Origin of the sequence: Sinorhizobium medicae (assembly GCF_007827695.1) — a bacterium.
Lineage (GTDB): Bacteria > Pseudomonadota > Alphaproteobacteria > Rhizobiales > Rhizobiaceae > Sinorhizobium > Sinorhizobium medicae.
The window spans coordinates 89,972-109,936 of the sequence record NZ_VITA01000004.1 but is presented as its reverse complement, the minus strand read 5'-3'; the positions used below and the strand labels follow the sequence as shown (position 1 = coordinate 109,936).

Genomic DNA, 19,965 nt, shown 5'->3' with positions numbered 1-19,965 from the left:
TTTCAGAATTCATTATGATCGGGAGGTGCAGATGACTTCGCTTGAAACGGCAGCGATGAACGAGACGACATCAGGCAAGTCACCTGCAGCAGCCGTGCTGTCATCCGCGGAACTCCGCTTGATGGACGCCTACTGGCGGGCTTCCAACTATCTCTCGGTCGGCCAGATATACCTGCTCGACAATCCGCTATTGCGGGAATCCCTGAAGCGCGAGCACATCAAGCCGCGACTGCTCGGCCACTGGGGGACGTCGCCCGGTCTCAACATGCTCTATGTGCATCTGAACCGGGTCATCAAGCGCGACGATCTCAACATGATCTACGTCATCGGCCCCGGCCACGGCGGACCGTCATTGGTGGCGCACGCTTATCTCGAAGGCACCTACAGCGAGTTCTATCCGAATATCAGCGAGGATACGGAAGGGATGAAGCGACTGTTCAAGCAGTTCAGCTTCCCCGGCGGCATACCGAGCCATGTCGCGCCCGAAACTCCCGGCAGCATCCACGAGGGCGGCGAACTCGGATACGCGCTCAGCCATGCCTATGGCGCGGCATTCGACAATCCCGATCTGATCGTCGCCTGCGTCGTTGGCGATGGGGAAGCTGAGACCGGTCCGCTCGCGACCGGCTGGCAAAGCAACAAATTCCTCAATCCCGCCCGCGACGGCTGTGTGCTGCCGATCCTTCACCTGAACGGCTATAAGATTGCCAACCCCTGCTTCCTCGCCCGCATCCCCGAGGAGGAACTGCGCAAGTTCTTCGAGGGGATGGGATACAGGCCCTATTTCGTCGAGGGCCGTGATCCCGAGGATGTTCACCAGAAGCTCGCAGGCGTGCTCGACACCGCGGTCGGCGAGATCAAGGAAATCTGGGCCGATGCCCGTACGAACGGCAATCTCAAGCGCCCGGCATGGCCGATGATCGTCTTTCGGACGCCAAAGGGCTGGACGTGCCCGCCGGAGATCGATGGCAAGAAATGCGAGGACTATTGGCGATCGCATCAGGTGCCCATGGGCGAGATGGACAAGCCGGAGCATATCCGCATTCTCGAACAATGGATGAAAAGCTATCGGCCCGAGGAGCTTTTCGACGAGACCGGCCGGCTCACGGCTGAAATTGCATCGCTCGCTCCGGCGGGCCACCGCCGGATGAGCGACAACCCCCACGCCAACGGCGGGTTGCTTCTGCGTGATTTGAAGATGCCTGATTTCAGGGAATACGCCGTGGAGGTAACCAGCCCTGGCGCGACTATGGCCGAGTCAGCCCGCGCGATGGGCAAGTTCCTGCGCGACGTGATGAAGGCAAACCTGGAGAGCAAGAACTTCCGGCTGTTCAGTCCGGACGAGAACAACTCCAACCGCTGGCAGGATGTGCTCGAGGTGACCGATCGCTGCTACATGGCGGATATCTATCCGGAGGACGACCATCTCTCGCCGGACGGCCGCATCATGGAAGTATTGAGCGAGCACCAGTGCCAGGGATGGCTGGAGGGCTATCTGCTGACAGGCCGCCACGGCTTCTTCTCCTGCTACGAAGCCTTCATCCACATCATCGACTCGATGTTCAACCAGCATGCCAAGTGGCTCAAGGTGTGTGGCGAAATCCCGTGGCGCAGACCCATCGGCTCACTGAACTATTTCCTCAGTTCGCATGTCTGGCGACAGGATCACAACGGCTTCAGCCATCAGGACCCCGGCTTCATCGACCATGTCGTCAATAAAAAGGCGGACGTGATCCGCGTCTATCTGCCGCCGGACGCCAACACCCTGCTCTGCGTCACGGACCACTGCCTGCGCAGCCGCGACTATGTCAACGTGGTCGTCGCCGGAAAACAGCCTGCGCCGCAATGGCTGACGATGAGCGAGGCCGTCAGGCACTGCGCCATGGGCCTCAGCATCTGGGATTGGGCGAGCAGCGACAAGGGCAGCGAGCCCGATGTCGTCATGGCCTGTTGCGGCGACGTCCCGACCCTCGAAACGCTTGCGGCGGTGCAACTGCTCCGCGAACACCTGCCCGAGCTGAAGGTGCGGGTTGTCAATGTCGTCAACCTGATGAAGCTGCAACCTGCGGAGGAGCATCCGCACGGGCTATCGGACCGTGATTTCGACGCCTTCTTCACAAGAGACAAGCCGATCATCTTCGCCTTCCACGGTTATCCGTGGCTGATCCACCGATTTACCTATCGCAGAAAAAATCACGGCAACCTGCACGTGCGCGGCTACAAGGAGGAAGGCACGACGACCACCCCGTTCGACATGGTGGTCCTGAACGAGCTCGACCGGTTCCACCTCGTCGAGGACGTTATCGATCGGCTGCCGCAACTCGGCGCCCGTGCCGCCTATTTCAAGCAGGCAATTCACGAGAAGCTGATCGAGCATCGCGAATATATCGAGAAGCATGGCGACGACATGCTTGCGATCAGCGGCTGGAAGTGGGGCGTGAAAGACACGACGGCAGCGTCCCGGAAAACCTCTACGGAAGGGGACAACGTCTGAGCCGGGAGGGCTGGACGTGAACGTATTCGTGATCAGGCATGGGGAGACCGAGTGGAGTCTGAGCGGGCAACACACGGGCACAACAGACATCCCCTTGACCGACAGCGGACGACGACAGGCGGAAAGGATGCGGCCTGTTTTGGCTCGGCACACGTTCGCGCTCGTTCTCGTAAGCCCGATGCAGCGGGCACGGGAGACATGTGACTTGGTGGGCCTCGGCGCCGCGGCAATCGGCGACCCAGGCTTGATAGAGTGGAACTACGGCGAACACGAGGGTCATACACCCCAGCAAATCCAGGCGAAGAGGCCGGGCTGGCTGATTTTCCGGGATGGTTGCCCCGGCGGCGAGACGCCGAGTCAGGTGGGGGCTCGTGTGGATCAGGTCGTGACGCGTGTCCGGGCTGCGAAGGGCGACGTCGCGCTATTTGCGCATGGGCACGTGCTGCGCGTGCTTGCAGCGCGATGGATCGGCCTGCCACCACGCGCCGGGCAGCATTTTCTACTGAATACCGGCACGTTAAGCGTCCTTACCTACTACCACGAGGTACCCGCAGTGAGAGTATGGAACGGACACGCCGCTGACTAGAGCGAATCCGGGAAACGTGTGAGGCATTTTACGTCGGGAGTCGCATGATTACAAAGGGTTAGATCATTTCACCGTTTCGGTGCGACATGATCCAGCCTGCGGAGGCTCCGGCGGCGGTTGCCGTCATGGTCCTGCTTCCGAAGTCCATGTCGTCGGTTGAGCCGGGAAACGTCAATGTCGAAATCAAATCAAGGCCGCAGACCGCCCGAGGTGACGAGATACGACAGCACGCCTGAGCTGGCGGATACAGGCCCTGCCATCGCCCTGCTTTCCAACGGCCGTTACAGCGTCATGGTTACTGATGCGGGCGCGGGCTGTGCCATCTGGCGGAGCCTTGACGTCACGCGGTGGCGCGAAGATGTCACGCGCGATTGCTGGGGGCAGTTTTGCTACGTCCGAGAACAGGCGGAAAAAACGGTGTGGTCTATCGGCAAGCAACCCGTTTGCAGGCCCGCAAACAGTTACGCGCACTCTTTTCACGGAGACCGGGCCGAGTTCTCCTGTCGTTCCGAAGACATTGAAATCTCCTGGAAAGTCTGCGTCGCGCAGGATGCCGACGCGGAAGTGCGTGAGCTTACCGTGGTCAACCACGGCGGACGAGAGCGGACTCTCGATCTTACAAGCTATTCCGAGGTCTGCCTGAACGACCGCCGCGCGGACAGGGCGCATCCGGCCTTTGCCAAGCTCTTCGTGGAGACGCATCACGATGACGCGACGGGCGCTTTGTTTGCGCGACGCCGGCCGCGCGATGCGGCAGAGCCACCCGTCTGGGCCGTCCATGTTTCATCATCAGATCAACAGATCCGGGCAGAAGTCGCCCATGAGACCGATCGGCTCAAATTCCTCGGACGGGGCCGCACGACGGCCGACCCCGCGATGCTGGACCCAGGTGCCATGCTTTCCAAGTCGACCGGGCCGGTGCTCGATGCGATCTTCTGCCTGCAAAGGATTGTCCATCTGAAACCCAAAGGCAAGGTGCGCGCGGCCTTTGTCACGGGAGCGACAGACAATCAACAGGCGGCCCAGGAAATCGCTGAACGCTACTCGACAATCGAGGCGGCGGACCGCGCCTTTTCCGAAGCGCTGGAGGCGTATCGAGGCGAGCTGCAAAGCTCGAACTTAACCGCCGATGACGTGTCGCTGTTCAACCAGCTTGCCGGGAGCATCCTGTTTGCAAATCCGGCCATGCGATTGGCCGGGGCACTGAAGAAAAATCCACTGGATAGGGGAGTGCTCTGGTCTCATGGAATTTCGGGTGATCTTCCGATCATGCTGGTTTGCGTAAATGGCGACGGGGATGCCGCTCTCATTCGCGAAGTGAGGATGGCGCACGACTTCGCCCGCCGCCGAGGGCTGCTGTTCGATCTTGCCCTATATGACAGGCGTGGCGCGCGCAGCGCTGAGCGGCTTGCCGAAGTCCTGCGAGCCGGCCCGCAAGCCGGAATGCCGGGCAAGCCAGGCGGAATCTTTGTCCTTTCTGCAGCGACGGCCCCGAGCGATCACCTAAATGCAATCACGGCCGCAGCGCGGATCGTCTTGCCGGATGGCGGCAAGTCTCTCGCAAGCCTGCTCGACCGGCAATCCCCCGCCGCATCACTTCCCGCACGTATTCGGGCCGCTCAAACGGGCGGAGAGCCCCCGGAGCCGGGTTCGACCACATCTACTAAAGACTTGCTGTACTGGAACGGATTCGGGGGGTTCACCCCCGGGGGACGCGAATATGTCGTCATGGTGGACGGCATCAAGTCGCGAGCCCCGGCCTTGCCGCCGGCACCTTGGAGCAATGTCTTGGCAAACCCGGACTTCGGCTGCCTGACGACTGAGGCCGGGCTCGGCTACACCTGGTGGGGCAACAGCCAAATGAACCGGTTGACGCCGTGGTCGAACGACCCCGTTTCGGATACGCCAGGCGAGGTCATCTACTTGAGGGACGAGGAGAGCGGCGACGTCTGGACTCCGACGCCTCTGCCACTCGGACATGAGACGTCCGTGACTGTGCATCACGGCCAGGGCTACAGTCGCTATGTAAGCCGCAGCCGACGCTTGAGCCACGAATTGACGGTGCATGTTCCGCCGGAGGATCCGGTTAAAGTCATGCATCTGAGGCTGAGCAATGACGACGCCCGAACGCGCCATCTGACCGCAACGTACTTCGCTGAATGGGTTCTCGGAACCCAGCGTGACGACACGGCAATGCAAATCGTCTGCGAACGTGATGCGAAATCAAATGCGATCATTGCACGGAACCCATGGGCCGGCGATTTCGCGAAAAGGCTGGCGTTTGCGGCCGCCAGCCAGCCTCCGAGGTCGATGACATCCGACCGCGCGGAATTTCTTGGGAAACACGGTTCAGTGTCCTCGCCAGCGGCCCTGGGGCGAACCGATTTGGCAGAAAGCTTCGGTCCCTTGCAGGACCCCTGTGCCGCGCTGATGGTGGAGATCTCCCTGGCACCCGGCGAGAGCAAGGAAGTTACCCTTGTTCTGGGGCAGGCCCGCACCCGCGAGCAAGTCCGCAGACTCGTGCGCGATTATGCCGACCCGCAACGTGCGATCGAAAGCTTCGCGGCCACATGCTGCCAATGGAATGATATTCTGGATACGATTCAGGTCTCGACACCGGACGTCGGCATGAATCTGATGATGAATCGCTGGCTGCCGTATCAGGTCCTGGCTTGTCGCGTCTGGGGGCGCTCTGGCTTTCATCAGTCGGGGGGCGCATTCGGTTTCAGGGACCAGCTTCAGGATGTGATGGCATTGGTCCACAGCGCGCCGGACGAGACACGCGCACACATTCTTCGAGCAGCCGCGCGTCAATTCGCGGAGGGAGACGTTCAACACTGGTGGCACCCGCCGTCCGGCGTCGGCGTGCGCACCCGGATTACCGACGACCTCTATTTTCTGCCTTTCGTCGTTCACCACTACGTTTCGACGACTGGCGATGTCGACCTTCTTGATGAGCAGGTGTCTTTCATAACGTCACCGGTCCTCAAGGAAGGCCAGGAGGAGGACTTCGGCAAACCTGACGTCGGCGAACGGACCGACACCCTCTACGAACACTGTATCCGTGCATTGGAATACGGCTTCCGGCTCGGCGAGCACGGTTTGCCGCTCATGGGAACGGGCGATTGGAACGACGGCATGAACAAGGTCGGCGCCGAGGGACGAGGTGAAAGTGTTTGGAACGGCTGGTTCTTCCTGACGGTTCTGAAATCATTTGCGACGATCGCGTCATCGCGTGGAGACGAAAGCCGCGAAACCTGGTGCTGCGAACGTGCTGAAGGATTGCGCGCGGCCCTGGAAGCACACGCCTGGGACGGCTCCTGGTATCGCCGCGCCTATTTTGACGACGGCACGCCGCTCGGCTCCTCTTCGAACGACGAGTGCCAGATCGACGCCCTTCCGCAGGCCTGGGCCGTCATCTCTGGCGAAGCCGACGAGGAGCGGGCGTCGAAGGCGATGAGCGCGGCCTATCAAAGACTCGTGCGCCGGCAGGACAAGCTGATCCAGTTGTTCGATCCGCCATTCGACAAGGGTTCGCTGCAGCCGGGCTACATCAAGGGCTATGTTCCCGGCATACGAGAAAATGGCGGGCAATATACCCATGCGGCTGCCTGGGTCGTGCTGGCCACTGCGCTGCAAGGCGACGGCGAACGGGCGCTGGAGCTTTGGAACCTGCTCAATCCGATCAATCACGCGGCGACGAAGCAGGAGGCTCAGCATTACAGGGTAGAGCCATATGTCGTCAGCGCCGATGTCTACGGCGCACCGCCAAATACCGGCCGCGGTGGCTGGACATGGTATACGGGAGCAGCAGGCTGGTTGTATCGCGTCGCGCTGGAGGCGATGCTCGGTTTTCGGCGGCAGGCCCAGTTTCTTTCGATCGAACCATGTGTACCAGCCGACTGGCCAGAGTTCGAAATCAAATACAGGCACGGATCATCGACATACCGCATCCACGTGGACAACCCGGCCGGCGTCTGTCGCGGGGTACGTTCGATTCTCCTCGATGACACACCGCTGGCGGACACAAAGGTACCGTTAACAGATGATGGTCGTTTCCACGACGTCCGAGTGATCCTTGGCTAGAAAACTATGTCACAAATGCTATCGATCGCCCCGAAGCTCACTCGCATGCCGACCGACCAGGACCTCGGCCGGCTCCAGTTCACGACGCTGCTCTATTACCTCCATTGCACCAACCCGGACAACGGGCTCGTTCGCGACAAGACCGAGCCCAACGCTCCGGCGAGCATAGCCGCGATCGGCATGGCGCTCGCGACGCTTCCCGTGGTCGTCGAGCGCGGCGTCATGATCCGCAAGTTTGCCGCCAAGATCGCCCGAAAGAAGCTGGCATTCCTGCTGGCCTGCCCACAGGGACCGGAGCCCGACGCGTCTGGCTATAAGGGTTTCTTCTATCATTTCCTCGACATCGAGACCGGCCGCAGGGTCTGGCAGTGCGAGCTTTCGACGATCGATTCGGCCTTCCTGTTTGCCGGAGCCTTGACCGTAGCCGCCTATTTCGACGGCGACAGCGCCGATGAAGTCGAGGTCAGGCAGCTTGCCAACACGCTCTACGAACGGGCCGACTGGAGCTGGGCCTGTGACCATGGGCCTACCCTGACCCACGGCTGGCGACCGGAAAGCGGCTTCATCCCCTATCGCTGGCGTGGTTACGACGAGGGTCTTCTGCTCTATATTCTCGGATTGGGATCAAGGACCCATCCGCTGCCTCCGAACGCCTATTCCGCCTATACCGAGAGCTACGAATGGAGAAACATCTACGGACGCGAACTGCTTTATTCCGGGCCGCTCTTCACCCACCAGCTCTCGCATATGTGGATCGACTTTCGTGGGATCCGCGATGAATTCATGCGCGATCACAATAGCGACTACTTCCAGAACAGCCGCCATGCGACCTACGTCCAGCAGCAATACGCCATCCGAAACCCATTGAAATTCGCCGGTTACGGCAAGCATTGCTGGGGCTTCACCGCAAGCGACGGTCCCGGCTGGATCAAGAGAACAGTCGATGGCGTGGAAAGAGAATTCTACGACTATACCGCGCGAGGCGCGCCCTTTGGACCGGACGATGGCACCGTGTCCCCCTGGGTGGTTGTGGGGTCCCTGCCGTTCGCTCCGGAGATCGTCATTCCGACTGTTTGGAACTTTGCGCAGATGCAAATGGGGATGACACGCCTATACGGCTTCAAGCCATCCTTCAACCAGACCTTTGCGGTTGAAGGCAGCGAAACGGGATGGTGGGTGACTCCTTATCACTTCGGCATCGACCAGGGTCCCGTTGTTCTCATGATCGAAAACTACAGGACCGGCCTCTTGTGGAACGTTATGCGTCGGTGCGAGCCTTTGGTGGTCGGGTTGAGGCGCGCCGGGTTCACGGGCGGGTGGCTATGACGCAGCTGAAACTCCGGTGGCACGCACGACATGGATTTGCGGCTGTGCCCAGCAAGCCAGGGGAAAGGTGAAGGACGCAGTTAAAGGTGCTGTCGACAAGACTTGAAGCAGAAGCTGCGGTGGCGTCGCAAGCCCTTATGACTGACGGGCCAGCACCGGCACGGGTGCATTCGTCCGGCGGTAGAGCGCCTTCATTCCTGCTCATCGAGGAAGAAGCGCACCATTTGACGAGAGGCATCCGGACCATGCGAATCCGTATACGTCCCCGAGGGATGGCCGCCGGACCAGGCATGGCCGGCGCCTTCCACCAGCCAATATTCGACCGCCGGGCTTCCCCCGGAATCCTCTACGATGGTTCTTGTATAGATCCGCCCGCTCGCGGAGCGGCCGGATTCCTTACGGAGCGCACATCCCGGGCCGGTAGGCGCTGCCGCGGCGACGATCCGATCGGCGTTGGAGGGATGGACCGTCCGATCCTCACTTCCCTGGAAGACGATCGTCCGGAGACGGTGACCATTAGCGAGCCGCTTCGGACGGGATGCAAGACCTCCGTCGCCGCGCATCGCGGAGAAGGCCGACATGACGTCGTTGGCCGATCCGTAGGCCAGGCCGGAATGGATTCCCGCGGCTGAATAGAGATCGGGATAGGTCTCGCCCATGACCGCCGCCATGGCCCCCCCTGCCGATAGGCCTGCCACGAAGACTCGGCTGCGATCGAGGCCGGATTCCGACATGATCTCCTTGGTGATCCCGGCAATGATCGAAGGTTCTCCCGCGTCGCGCATCTGGTCAGCCGGCCTGAACCAGTTCCAGCAGTACGACGCATTGTCAGCACCGCTTTGACGGGGATACGCAACCATGAGACCGTGTGCCTCGGCAACCGCGTTCATGCCGGTTCCTGCAGCAAAATCTTCGGGATCCTGCTTGCAGCCATGGAGCATGACTACAAGGCCGCGCGGCCGATCGGATGCGGACGCCGGAACGTAGAGCCTGTAGCTTCGCGAACCCGCGGGGCAGGTGAAGGATCGTGCCAGGAACTGTGCCCCATCCGGGATGACGGGCTCTTGGGCCTGTCTTGCCGTGCCCGGCAGGCCGACGCCGCGTAGCGATCCAGAAACGCCGCGCGCCAACCGACTCTCGCGCAAGATCCGTACCGTTTCTCGCAAGGGCTTCCGCAACCTTGGCGACGACGTTCCATCGCCAACTTTTTGGGGGGACTCTTCGGCCTCAGACCATGTCGCTGGCTCAACGATCTCGGCAAGCGGATCGACCGGGAAGGGGGCAGAACGCTGAACTGGCGGCGGTGGCGTGATGTCCGGTGACGAGGAGCGAGTAACGGAGACCGATCGCCTGGCGAGCGCATCCTGGATCACCCTTGTCGCCTCGGCAATGTTCAAGGCGCGCGTGGACCGTAACGCACGGCGCATGGCCGTTTCGAAATCGTCATTCATGGAGTTGTCCTTTCTGGTCCGGTTGCAGTTCTATCGGATGCGTTCGGCCAGAGCTGATTTCAGCTCGGTGCTGGCTTGGAGGGCGCCGAGCACGGTGATGGATTCAATCGTTGCCAGAGCAAGCTCAGGTGTGACGTCGGACGCGATCCGGGCAAGCCCGACCACCTTGATGTGAAGTCTTTCGCCGGCCGCCTGAAGCGATTCCAGCTCCACTCTGCTGTATTCGCGCAAGCCCAGTTCCAGCGTGTGCCGGACAATCGACTGCTTGACCGCCTCGGCCTCGGCCGTGAGCTGGTTGCGGATCGCCGTGCGGATGAAGTCGGTGCGATTGGAATAGAATCCTTCCTGCACGAGAACGTCGATGCGACCGAGATCGACATAACCGAGATTGATGGTGATCTTCTCGGATTCACCGCCCTTGTCGCGTACGAGACCGTCTTTCATTCCAGCCACCTGCCATCTACTTGGATGGCATATGGATGTTCTTGCGGCTTATTGCAAGAGCTGGTGCTGGCAGGCAGCGCGGTTTCTGTTGCGTCGCCTAAAGTGAGGACAGCCATTCTTCCGTGTTTATGACCTCCACTTGAACTGAAAACCGATTGCCCAGAAGTTGCAGCGATGCGTCGTGCGTTTGATCAGTCGTACTCCACAGCGCGTCCTTCAGCAGGACGACCTTGTAACCGAGATCGACAGCCCCGAGCGTCGTGGCCAGCACACAGATGTCCGTCTCGCCTCCTGTTACGACCAGCGTTCCAATACCCTGATGAAGCAACGCGGTATGTAATCGACCGCTGGTCCAAGGCGAGTAAGTGGTCTTGTCGAAAAGGCGGGCGGGCGGAACCAACCTTTTCAGGTCCGGAACAAGATCCACCAAAGCGGGGTCCAGTTCGCTGGTCGTCATCATCGGCCACTTTTCGTAGTATGGCCTCCACATGCCCGCCATCTCCTCTGGGGAGGACGGCGGCACGAAACGTGTGAATATAGTGCGATCGGGAAATCGGGTCGCAACCTCGGCAACCTGATCGAACACCTTGGGTATCCAGGCGACTTGCCAGGGGGTGGTTTCGGCGAACATGCGTTGCATATCTATGCACAGGTGAGTCCATTTTCCTGGATTCATTTCGTACCCGGCGCTCCTGATGGCGGCGAACCTCTAGCGAATATCATCGTAAGAACTCGAGGAGAGGAACGGAGTTCCGGCTTCGTACGGAGCAAGGGCGGAGGCTCGCCAAATCATCGGTGCTTTGTACCCGTCACAAGGCACCAGGTTTAGACGAGTCCGGCCACGGTTATGACTATGGTGCGCAGCTTGGGATCCGGAAAGTGAAGGATCGCAACGGCGAGCCATGAGGCCGCGGAAGCCCAGCAGGCGAAGTTCAGCACACGAAGGCGCCGCGCCAATTTGCCGGATATCCCTGCGTTCCGAAGGTCAGTGCCTCCACAGGTACATGGAACCGCTCCGCGGATGACCCATGTGGCGTGATGGGCGTGGCTCGGTTGAACCTTCCGGACTGCTCACTGCCCTGAAGCGATAGTACTCCCAACGCGACGAAGAAGGAGTATTTTAAGTCGATCGTGATGGGGGAGCCACGCTGATGAAGCGCCTTCGCTTACTCGGTGCCGTTGTGGGCCTCTGCGGACTGGCGGCCGCCCTTTTCATCGCCGCCAGTCCGCCCAGTGTTCCCGAGGATGTGATCCGATCCTCGGTGATACGCGTGCCGGAATTGATGGAGCGCGCCTGGACACTGCCCGTTGCCGCGACTTTCCAGTCGAATATCTCATGGCAATCGAACGGATCTCTGTGCGGACCGGCCAGCCTTGCCAACGTGTTCCGTTCGCTGGGCGAAGAGGAGATCACAGAAAGCGAAGTCCTGGAGGGTACCGGAATGTGCTGGACGGGCTTCTGCATCATGGGTCTCACGCTGGATGAGCTTGCAACTGTCGCCCGCAGGCACACGGACCGTACGGTATCGCTGGTGCGCGATATCACGGCGGACGAGTTCCTGGAGCACATGAAACGCAGCAACGACCCTGGCCGCCGCTATATCGTCAACTTCACTCGCGAGATGATATTCGGCTCCGGCGTGGGTCACCACTCGCCCATCGCGGGGTATTTGGAAGCCCAAGACCTCGTGCTCGTGCTGGACGTCAATGAAGACTACAAACCGTGGCTGATCGAGCGTGAGCGCCTGTTTGCCGCCATGGACACGTTCGATGGGAGCAAGAAACGGGGACTACTCTTAATCGAGTGAGAGCGCCATCAATTCACTCTGGTGCTACCTCCGGTGCCGCAATAGCAGTTGGTGCCTCGTGGGCGCCGTCTCGCTGCCGCTCGTTGCGGCTGCCATGATCACTCCCCCGCATTCCTCCTCAGCCAATCCTCCAACCCCGCGATCACCGACAGCCTCAAACTGGCATTGCGCGTCAGCGCGCGGGCAAGCGGGCGCCCGTCCGTTGGGAAGCCCAGTTCGGCCATGACGTCGTCGGGTTTCAGCCCGCGCCGGGCCATGATCGCTCTGATCTCGACGATCGTGGAGGGAAGCAGGTAGCGGCCGCTGGCGATCGGCGTTTTGGCGGGCTGCAGGCCGGCATTGGGCGCGAAGGTGGCGGCGGGCGCGGGCAGCGCGCCTTTGGAGGCGAGCCAGGTGAGGAAGCTTTCCCGTTCGGCATCGCCTGCCTTCGCCCAGGAGTTCTTGAGTTTTTCCAACCGGCTGCGCTCCGGCCTGAGGCCGGCGAGGACGAGCGCCTGGCGCAGCGACGGGATTTTGCCGGCGGCAAGCGCCGCGTGGATTTCCGGGAACTCGGCCTTGAGGCGTTGCAGATAGAGGGCGTCGTCACTCTTGGTTTTCTTCGCCATCTTGACTCCGATAGGACTTTCGCGGCCGGGTGCTAGAGAATTTCCGCTTTTCTCCGGACACTCTCTAAGCCCTTGTTTTGGCTCAGTTCCGGACGGAAAAACCGCTACGCACCTTTCCTGGAATTGCTGTAGCGCGGGAGGAGGGCGAGGGCGAGCGAAATATCCGGTGCCCGCTGGCCCATCCGTAATATGAAAGCCGGTCTTGCTCCAGTTCTGCACAAGTCAGCCTTTCTAACGTCGCCCGACAGCCGTAATGAATGCGGAAGGAAGGACGATTCGATGTCTGACGATGTTGAGCGCCACAGCGACCCGCAGGAAGCGGCCGTGGCCCTGTACCTCATGAACAATGACGGCGGCGAGCTGACCGATGTCCTGGTTGCCGCGCTCGAAGATGCATTTCGTATTCTCAAAGAGGAATGGTCGAGCGCATCGGTGCATTGAGGCGTCAGCCCCTCTGCAACAATCGCTCCACCGAGGCGGCAAGCCGTAGAAGCGCTCCGTCCGTTCCGTTGCGGCCCATGAGCATCAGCCCTGCCGGCAGGCTCATGCCTGGCATCGGCAGGGTTATCGCGGTCAGGTCGAACTGGTTGGCGACCTGCGTGTTGCGCAGCAGCAGGTCTTCCACACGCCGGTATTCGGCCCTGTCCTCTTCGACCGAGGCGATGCTGACGGCGGGGATGGGTGTGGCCGGCATCAGGATGAAATCGAAGGGTCTCAGCCGCTCGTCCATGGCGCGCATGAGCCCTTGCCGCGTCCGCAGCAGGTCGTGGATCGCGCTGTCGGGAATGGCGAGCCGGCGGCGTAGGGGGAATTTCAAGCGGATGTCGACCGGCGCATTCTCGTCCCGGAGCCAGTCGGCGTGTACGCGACTTGCCTCGAGGCCGGCAAGCGAGCCGATCGCGGTTGCCTCGGCGAAGCGGGTGAGGAGATCGTCGATCCCGCATTCGGCGAGTTTAGCACCCGCGCGGGAGAGTGCTTGCAGGCTTCTTTCGAAAGCCGCCGCGATTTCCGTTGCAAGCCCTTCCAGAAGGGCGCCTTTGGGCATGCCGAGCTTCATGCCGGCGAGCGGAACGGGTTCGAGCGGTCTCGGCGTCTCGCCGGCCATGATCGCATCGGCCGCCGCGCAGTCTGCGACCGTGCGCGCGAGCGGGCCGATGGAATCGAGGCTGGGGGAAAGCGGGAAGGCGCCTTCCAGAGGTATGCGGCGGGCGGTCGGCTTGAAGCCGACGAGGCCCTGCAGAGCAGCCGGAATGCGCACCGAGCCGCCGCTGTCCGAGCCGATGGCGATCTCGCTCGTGCCCTCTGCCGCTGAGACTGCAGCGCCCGACGAGGACCCCCCGGGAATGAGGCTGCGATCGGTCGCATTGCCGGGCACCGGATAATGCGGATTGAGGCCCACCGCGGTGAAGGCGAATTCCGTCATATGCGTCTTGCCGATGATGACCGCGCCGGCAGCACGCAGACGCCGGACGATTGCCGCATCCGCCGTTGCGGACGGCGCTGCGCGGCGGATGATCGAGCCTGCGAGCGTCGGTTCGCCGGCTATGTCGAAGAGGTCCTTGACGGAGACGATCCGCCCGTCGAGGAGTCCGAGGCTCCGCTTCTCGCGCCGCCGCCGGTCGGCGGCGTCCGCTTCCGCGCGGGCCGTCTCCGGATAGAGTTTCACGAAGGCGCGCTCTTCGTGCCGGCGAAGGTCGAGGCCGGCAAGAATGGCTTCGAGGCGGTCGCGGGAGGGCATGTCGGGCCGGGGCAAGCAGAAAACCTCGTGAATTGTGGCGATTGCCGCCGGAGCGCGATTGCCGAACCGGCGAGCGGTGCAAGGCCGTCTTCGTCCAAGGCAGCGCGATGATGACAGCTTACCGCGACTTCTTCGAAAGGTCAGAGCATTTCCGCTGTTCTCCGAAAATCTCTTATCCGCGATCGATTCCGGACGGAAAAGCGCTTCGCACTTTTCCTGGAATTGCTCTAACCGCGGTTACGGTTCCCGTTGCCTGCATTCCTCGTCAACGAGGAGAGCGTCCTGTGCAGATAGGATCCGCCGCGTCGGCTATCACACAGATGCCCGTCTTTGGCGACCGTGGTGCCTCGGACCATGACCCGAACCGGCCAGCCGCGAACGGCGAGGCCCTCATAGGGCGTATAATCGGCCCCATGCCGAAGCATCTCGTTCGTCAGCGTGATTTGCATATCCGGATCCCAGAGTGCGATGTCGGCATCGGCTCCGATCGCGATCGTGCCCTTGCGCGGATAGAGTCCGTAGAGCTTTGCGTGGTTGGTCGATGTTACCGCGACGAAGCGATTCAGATCGATCCGTCCCTTCATCACGCCTTCCGAGAAGAGGATAGGCAGCCGCGTAGCGACACCCGGGATGCCGTTGGGTATCCAGCGGAAGTGCCGTCTGCCTTTCTCGTTCAGCTTGCCTGCGGGATCGTCGAAGCGAAACGGGCAGTGATCCGAAGAAAAGAGATCGAACACGCCTTGCTCAATGCCCTCCCAGCATGCCGATTGGCTTTCCTTGTCCCGAGGCGGCGGCGAGCAGACATATTTCGCTCCTTCAAGGGCGTCGGCATCCAGATCCTCGGAAGTCAGCATCAGATATTGCGGGCATGTTTCGCCGGCGATCTTCTGGCCGCGTTGCCGCGCCCGCCTGATCTCTTCCATCGCCTGACGATTGGAAACATGAACGATGACCACAGGCGTGTCGACAATCTCGGCGAGCGACAAAGCCCGGTGCGTTGCCTCGCGCTCGGCGGCAATCGGCCGAGTGGCTGCATGGTATCTGGGTTCGACCTGTCCTTCGGCCTCGTTGCGCCCGATCAGATAGCGGATCGCGTCCTCGTTCTCGCAGTGAACCATGACCAATGCGCCGGTTCGGCGCGCCGCGTCGAGCGTGGCGAGGATTTCGTCGTCGCGCAGCCGCAGACCGTCATAGGTCATGAAGACCTTGATCGAGGTGTAGCCGTCGGCGACGAGCGCCGGCAGTTCCTGCCCGAGCACCTCGGGCGTAGGATCGGTGACGACCAGGTGGAAGGATACGTCAATGTGGCAGCGTCCCTCCGCTTTGGCGTGGTAAAGTCTCAGTGCCTCGCGAAGGCTCTGGCCCTTCTCCTGCATGCAGAAGGTCAGAACCGTGCTGTTTCCGCCGATCGCCGCCGAACGGGTACCGCTTTCGAAGTCGTCGGCCATGACGATGCCCTCACCGGAGGGCTGGTCCAGATGAACATGGCTGTCTATGCCGCCGGGCATGACGTAGAGGCCGGTTGCGTCGATGATCTCGTCCGCCTCCGTCAACGCCCCCGCAAGCGCCGCGATGCGGCCTTCCTTAATGCCGACATCGCTCTTGAATGTATCGCTGGCGGTGACGACCGTTCCATAACGGATGACCTTATCGAAGCGCATGGCCGGCCCTTTCTGGCTCATCCGGCGCGCCTTGCATCGGCTGTGTTTCCGGTGCCGGTCGAAAGAACCCGGTCGAAGGCGGCCGTGAGACGATCCACTTCCTCGATCGTGTTGTAATGCACCATGGAGACGCGCAGCATGCCGTTGTAATCGGTCAGCTCCAGATACTCGGCAAGCCGGCGGGAATGGAAATCGCCGTGGCGAATGGCAATGTTCTCCTCGTCGATCGCCTTGCAGAGTTCTGCAGCATCGCGTCCGTCGAAGCGGAAGGAAATGGTGGGCACGCGCTGGCTGTCGCGATTGACCGATTGTCCGATGATCCGGCAGTCGTTGCGCGAGCGCAGATAGGAGAGGAGCCGCTCGGTCAGGGCGTCCTCCTGGCTGGCCACCGCATCGAAGGCGGCCTCGATCTTTCGCCTGACAGTGCCGGCTTCTCCGGAGCGGGCGCCGAGCTCGCAAAGGTAGTCGACGATCCCGCAGGTCGAATAGGCGAGCTCATAGTTCGGATTGCCTGGCTCGAGCTTTCCTGGAACCTTATCCTTGCCGTAGAAGTAGTGGTAGAGCGTATCCAGCTCGAGCAGCAGATCATATTTGCCGTACATCAGCGCATAGTGCGGCCCATAGGTCTTGTAGAGACTGAAGACATAATAGTCGGCGTCGAAGGCCTGTACGTCGATGGCGCGGTGCGGCGCGTAAGCCACCGCGTCGACGCATAGTTTCGCGTTTCGGGCGTGGACGAAATCGGCAATTTCGCGGACCGGGTTGATCGAGCCGAGAATGTTGGAAGCATGGGGCACGCAGACGAGCTTCGTGCGTGCGCCCATCAAAGGTTCGAGGTCGGCGAGGTCAAGGGTCAGGGTCTTTTTGTCGAGCGGCCAGATCTTGAGAACGATGCCCGCTGCCTGCAACCGGTCCCAAGGACCGATATTGGATTCGTGGTCGCTCACCGTGACGATGATTTCGTCGCCCGGCGCAAGCTGGCTCGCCATGGCGCGAGCCAGGTTCTGGAGAAGCGCCGTCGTCGAACTGCCGAAGACGATTTCTTCCGGCCGGCTCGCATTAACGAGATGCATCCCGGCTGTGCGGGCCTCGTAGAGCGCCTTGGCCGCATGCTGCGACACCGCATAGGAACCGCCGATCTGAACGTTCTTCTCGATAAGGAAGGTGTTTATGCGCTCGAGCGCGCCCTTGAGGATCTGCGATCCGCCGGCATTGTCGAAAAAGGTCCAGCCGAGTTCGAGGCCCGGGAACTGACTGCGCGCGAAATCGATATCTAGCTGTGCGTTGGCGGCCATTCTTGGCGTTCTCCGGAAAAGAGTTTGTTCAATGATTGAGGACTGCGCGCAGGAAGCCGCGTGTCCGTTCCTCGCGAGGGCTGTCGAAAATATCCGACGGCGTGCCCGCTTCGACGATTCGTCCGCCATCCATGAAGATGACGCGGTCGGCAACCTGACGCGCGAAACCCATCTCATGCGTGACGACGATCATCGTCACACCGGTGCCGGCGAGCTTGCGCATTGCATCAAGCACTTCACCGACCATTTCCGGATCGAGCGCCGAAGTCGGCTCGTCGAAAAGAAGCACTTTCGGTTCCATTGCGAGTGCCCTCGCAATGGCGACACGCTGCTGTTGACCGCCTGACAACTGGGAGGGGAATTTGTCCGCCTGCTCCGAGATGCCGACGCGGGCCAAAAGGTCGAGCGCCTTGCGCTTTGCCTCTGCGGGAGGTGTTCCTCGCACCCGCATCGGCGCAAGCATCACATTTCGCAGCACCGTCATATGCGGGAACAGATTGAAAGACTGAAACACCATGCCGACCTCCGCCCGCACTTTGGCGAGGGCGGCACCCTGTTCGACCCGAACACCGTCGACCGTAACGCTGCTTTCCTTCTCGAAGCCTTCCAGATGGTTGATGCAGCGGATCAATGTCGACTTTCCCGATCCCGAAGGGCCGATGACGCAGACGACCTCGCCCTCGGCGATATCGAGATCGATGCCATGCAAGACCATGAAGCGGCCGAACGCCTTCTTCAGTCCGCGAATCGAAATCAGAGCAGCCATCATCGTCTCCCCCGGCTGAAAATCGTCTCGAGCCTGCCAACGACGATCACCATCGGCCAGAGCAGCATCACGTAGATGATGGCGGCTCCGATCAGCGGTGTCGGGTTGGCGGCAAGTGCCTGTGCCTGGGTCGCCTGCTTCAGCAGGTCCGGCATGGCGACGACGGAGGCAAGTGCAGTGTCCTTGAGGACATTGATGCAATTGTTGGTGAGCGGTGGAATGACGATGCGGACCGCCTGAGGAAGGATGACGTCGACCATGGTGTGTCTGTTGGAAAGGCCAAGCGCCGCAGAAGCCTCGAACTGGCCGTGCGGGATCGCCTCGATGCCGGCGCGGAAGATCTCCGCCGTATAGGCGGCCGAGACGAGGCTGAGCGAGGTCACCGCGGAAAGAAACGGCGAGAGCCTGATGCCCACGAAAGGAAGCGCATAATAGACGACGATGAGAAGGACCAGCAGCGGGATCGATCGAAAAACATCGACATAGGTCCGGATCAGGAACTGGCAGAACGGCGGCGAGTAAAGACGGGCGACTGCCAGAAACAGACCGCCGGCGAGCCCGCACAATATACTCGTGATGCCGATCTGAAGCGTCACGGCGAGCCCCCACAACAGCTGTGGCAAGCTGTCCAGCAGCACTTTGACATTGAAGAAGGTATTGATGAGATTCATGCCGGCAAGGCTCCCTTGGCCGAGAAGGCTCCCGAGAGCGGGATGAGGAAGCTATGTGCGGTTTTCCGCCCCCATCCCGCGTCTCGATTCTTTGGAACGGCGGGTTACTCGGCCGCGGGCATGTCCAGTACAGCGACGGTCGAGGTCGTATCCTCAGCCTTGGCACCGAACCAGCTCTCGTGCAGTTTTGCGATAAATCCTTCGCCTTTCAGCGTCGTGATGACGTCGTTCACTTCGGCTGCAAGCGCGGAGCGCCCTTGTTGAACATGATCGAGTATTTCTCGCCGGTCGGGATGCGCTCGACGACTTTCAGGTCTGGCTTGTCCTTCACATAGTAGAGCAGGGCCGGAATGTCGCTGATATAGCCGTCGACACGGCCGGCGACGAGATCGAGCATGGCCGGAGACAGACCCTCGAAGCGGCGAATCTCCCCGAACTTGTAGTCCGCCTTGTTCCTGTCGGCCCACATGTCGCCCGTCGAGCCGGTGTCGACGCCAACGACCTTCCCCTCCATGTCCTTCAAGCCGGTGGTGCCGGAAGTCGCGGTCACGGTGAGTGACTGGTCGCTGTCGTAATAGGGCTGCGCGAATGAGACGGATTCCAGCCGCTTGTCGGTGATGGTGATCGACGAAATCGCCATGTCGATGCGTCCGGACTGCACGGCCGGGAAAAGGCCGTTGAATGGCGTATTGACGAACTCCACGGATTTGCCGAGCCGCTTCGCGATCTCGTTGACCAGGTCGACCTCGAAGCCGACGATCTTGCCGTCCGCCTCCTGGAATTCCCAAGGAACGTTGCCGATATTGGCGCCGACCGTCAGGTCGGCAGCCTGGGCAGCGAAGGCTCCGGTTGCAGCGAAGGCTGTGGAAACGATGGCGGCTTTGAGCTTGGATGTGCGTGTCATTAAGTTCCCCTTGCTTTTTTTAACTGGCGCGACTTACCTTGACATTGTGGCCTGACCGGTCTGACCAGTTAGACCAGACAATCACGGGTCAAGGCGCTTTGCAAGGTCGACGATAAAAAATAGATTGGGC

The 19,965-nt window shown here is 61.1% G+C and carries 15 protein-coding genes and 1 pseudogene; 6 read left to right on the top strand and 10 right to left on the bottom strand.

Going from position 1 to position 19,965, the window contains the following annotated elements; all coding sequences use genetic code 11:
• Window positions 1-31 precede the first annotated feature (31 nt).
• The 4 genes from FB009_RS08195 (at window position 32) to FB009_RS08180 (ending at window position 8,492) form a co-directional block, all read left to right on the top strand.
• Entirely contained in the window at window positions 32-2,494 is a 2,463-nt protein-coding gene (locus tag FB009_RS08195) for a phosphoketolase family protein (RefSeq protein WP_018209289.1), read from the top strand.
• A 16-nt stretch (window positions 2,495-2,510) separates the two neighbouring features.
• Entirely contained in the window at window positions 2,511-3,080 is a 570-nt protein-coding gene (locus tag FB009_RS08190; RefSeq protein WP_102045039.1) for a histidine phosphatase family protein, read from the top strand.
• 174 nt (window positions 3,081-3,254) lie between these two features.
• Window positions 3,255-7,166, top strand: a complete 3,912-nt coding sequence (locus FB009_RS08185; RefSeq protein WP_102045040.1) for a GH36-type glycosyl hydrolase domain-containing protein — start codon at window positions 3,255-3,257, stop codon at window positions 7,164-7,166.
• Window positions 7,167-7,172: 6 nt separating this feature from the next.
• Window positions 7,173-8,492, top strand: coding sequence for a glucoamylase family protein (locus tag FB009_RS08180; protein WP_012067202.1), 1,320 nt, complete (start codon window positions 7,173-7,175; stop codon window positions 8,490-8,492).
• Between the two features lie 191 nt (window positions 8,493-8,683).
• On the opposite strand, the gene FB009_RS08175 is transcribed toward FB009_RS08180, so the two are convergent.
• The 3 genes from FB009_RS08175 to FB009_RS08165 all read right to left on the bottom strand — a co-directional run bounded on the left by FB009_RS08175 (window position 8,684) and on the right by FB009_RS08165 (window position 11,063).
• Complete coding sequence (locus FB009_RS08175) at window positions 8,684-9,943, bottom strand: extracellular catalytic domain type 1 short-chain-length polyhydroxyalkanoate depolymerase (RefSeq protein WP_012067201.1); 1,260 nt, start codon at window positions 9,941-9,943, stop codon at window positions 8,684-8,686.
• A gap of 30 nt (window positions 9,944-9,973) precedes the next feature.
• Window positions 9,974-10,387: a CopG family transcriptional regulator gene (locus FB009_RS08170; protein WP_012067200.1), complete on the bottom strand. Its 414-nt coding sequence runs from the start codon at window positions 10,385-10,387 to the stop codon at window positions 9,974-9,976.
• Between the two features lie 97 nt (window positions 10,388-10,484).
• Window positions 10,485-11,063, bottom strand: coding sequence for a cysteine hydrolase family protein (locus FB009_RS08165; protein WP_012067199.1), 579 nt, complete (start codon window positions 11,061-11,063; stop codon window positions 10,485-10,487).
• Between the two features lie 475 nt (window positions 11,064-11,538).
• On the opposite strand from FB009_RS08165, the gene FB009_RS08155 reads away from it, so the two are divergent.
• Window positions 11,539-12,195, top strand: a complete 657-nt coding sequence (locus tag FB009_RS08155; RefSeq protein WP_012067197.1) for a phytochelatin synthase family protein — start codon at window positions 11,539-11,541, stop codon at window positions 12,193-12,195.
• 98 nt (window positions 12,196-12,293) lie between these two features.
• Here the strand turns inward: FB009_RS08155 and FB009_RS08150 are convergent, their stop codons facing one another.
• Window positions 12,294-12,800, bottom strand: a complete 507-nt coding sequence (locus FB009_RS08150) for a hypothetical protein (protein ID WP_012067196.1) — start codon at window positions 12,798-12,800, stop codon at window positions 12,294-12,296.
• Window positions 12,801-13,079: 279 nt separating this feature from the next.
• On the opposite strand from FB009_RS08150, the gene FB009_RS08145 reads away from it, so the two are divergent.
• On the top strand, window positions 13,080-13,241 hold the full coding sequence (locus FB009_RS08145) for a hypothetical protein (RefSeq protein WP_012067195.1): 162 nt from the start codon (window positions 13,080-13,082) through the stop codon (window positions 13,239-13,241).
• Between the two features lie 4 nt (window positions 13,242-13,245).
• Here the strand turns inward: FB009_RS08145 and FB009_RS08140 are convergent, their stop codons facing one another.
• From FB009_RS08140 to FB009_RS08115, 6 genes and pseudogenes are all read right to left on the bottom strand, one after another.
• Window positions 13,246-14,553: an amidase gene (locus FB009_RS08140; RefSeq protein ID WP_012067194.1), complete on the bottom strand. Its 1,308-nt coding sequence runs from the start codon at window positions 14,551-14,553 to the stop codon at window positions 13,246-13,248.
• Window positions 14,554-14,765: 212 nt separating this feature from the next.
• Complete coding sequence (hydA, locus tag FB009_RS08135) at window positions 14,766-16,220, bottom strand: dihydropyrimidinase (protein ID WP_162304016.1); 1,455 nt, start codon at window positions 16,218-16,220, stop codon at window positions 14,766-14,768.
• Window positions 16,217-17,494: a cysteine desulfurase-like protein gene (locus tag FB009_RS08130; RefSeq protein WP_012067192.1), complete on the bottom strand. Its 1,278-nt coding sequence runs from the start codon at window positions 17,492-17,494 to the stop codon at window positions 16,217-16,219. The genes hydA and FB009_RS08130 overlap by 4 nt, the downstream gene beginning before the upstream one ends.
• A gap of 28 nt (window positions 17,495-17,522) precedes the next feature.
• A complete protein-coding gene (locus FB009_RS08125; protein WP_012067191.1) occupies window positions 17,523-18,260 on the bottom strand; it encodes an amino acid ABC transporter ATP-binding protein in 738 nt (245 codons plus the stop codon).
• Window positions 18,260-18,931 carry an amino acid ABC transporter permease gene (locus FB009_RS08120; protein ID WP_012067190.1) on the bottom strand — a complete coding sequence of 224 codons (672 nt, stop codon included), beginning with the start codon at window positions 18,929-18,931 and terminating at the stop codon, window positions 18,260-18,262. Before FB009_RS08120 ends, FB009_RS08125 begins: the two co-directional genes overlap by 1 nt.
• A gap of 104 nt (window positions 18,932-19,035) precedes the next feature.
• Window positions 19,036-19,835 (bottom strand): annotated as a pseudogene (locus FB009_RS08115) (ABC transporter substrate-binding protein).
• Between the last annotated feature and the right edge of the window lie 130 nt (window positions 19,836-19,965).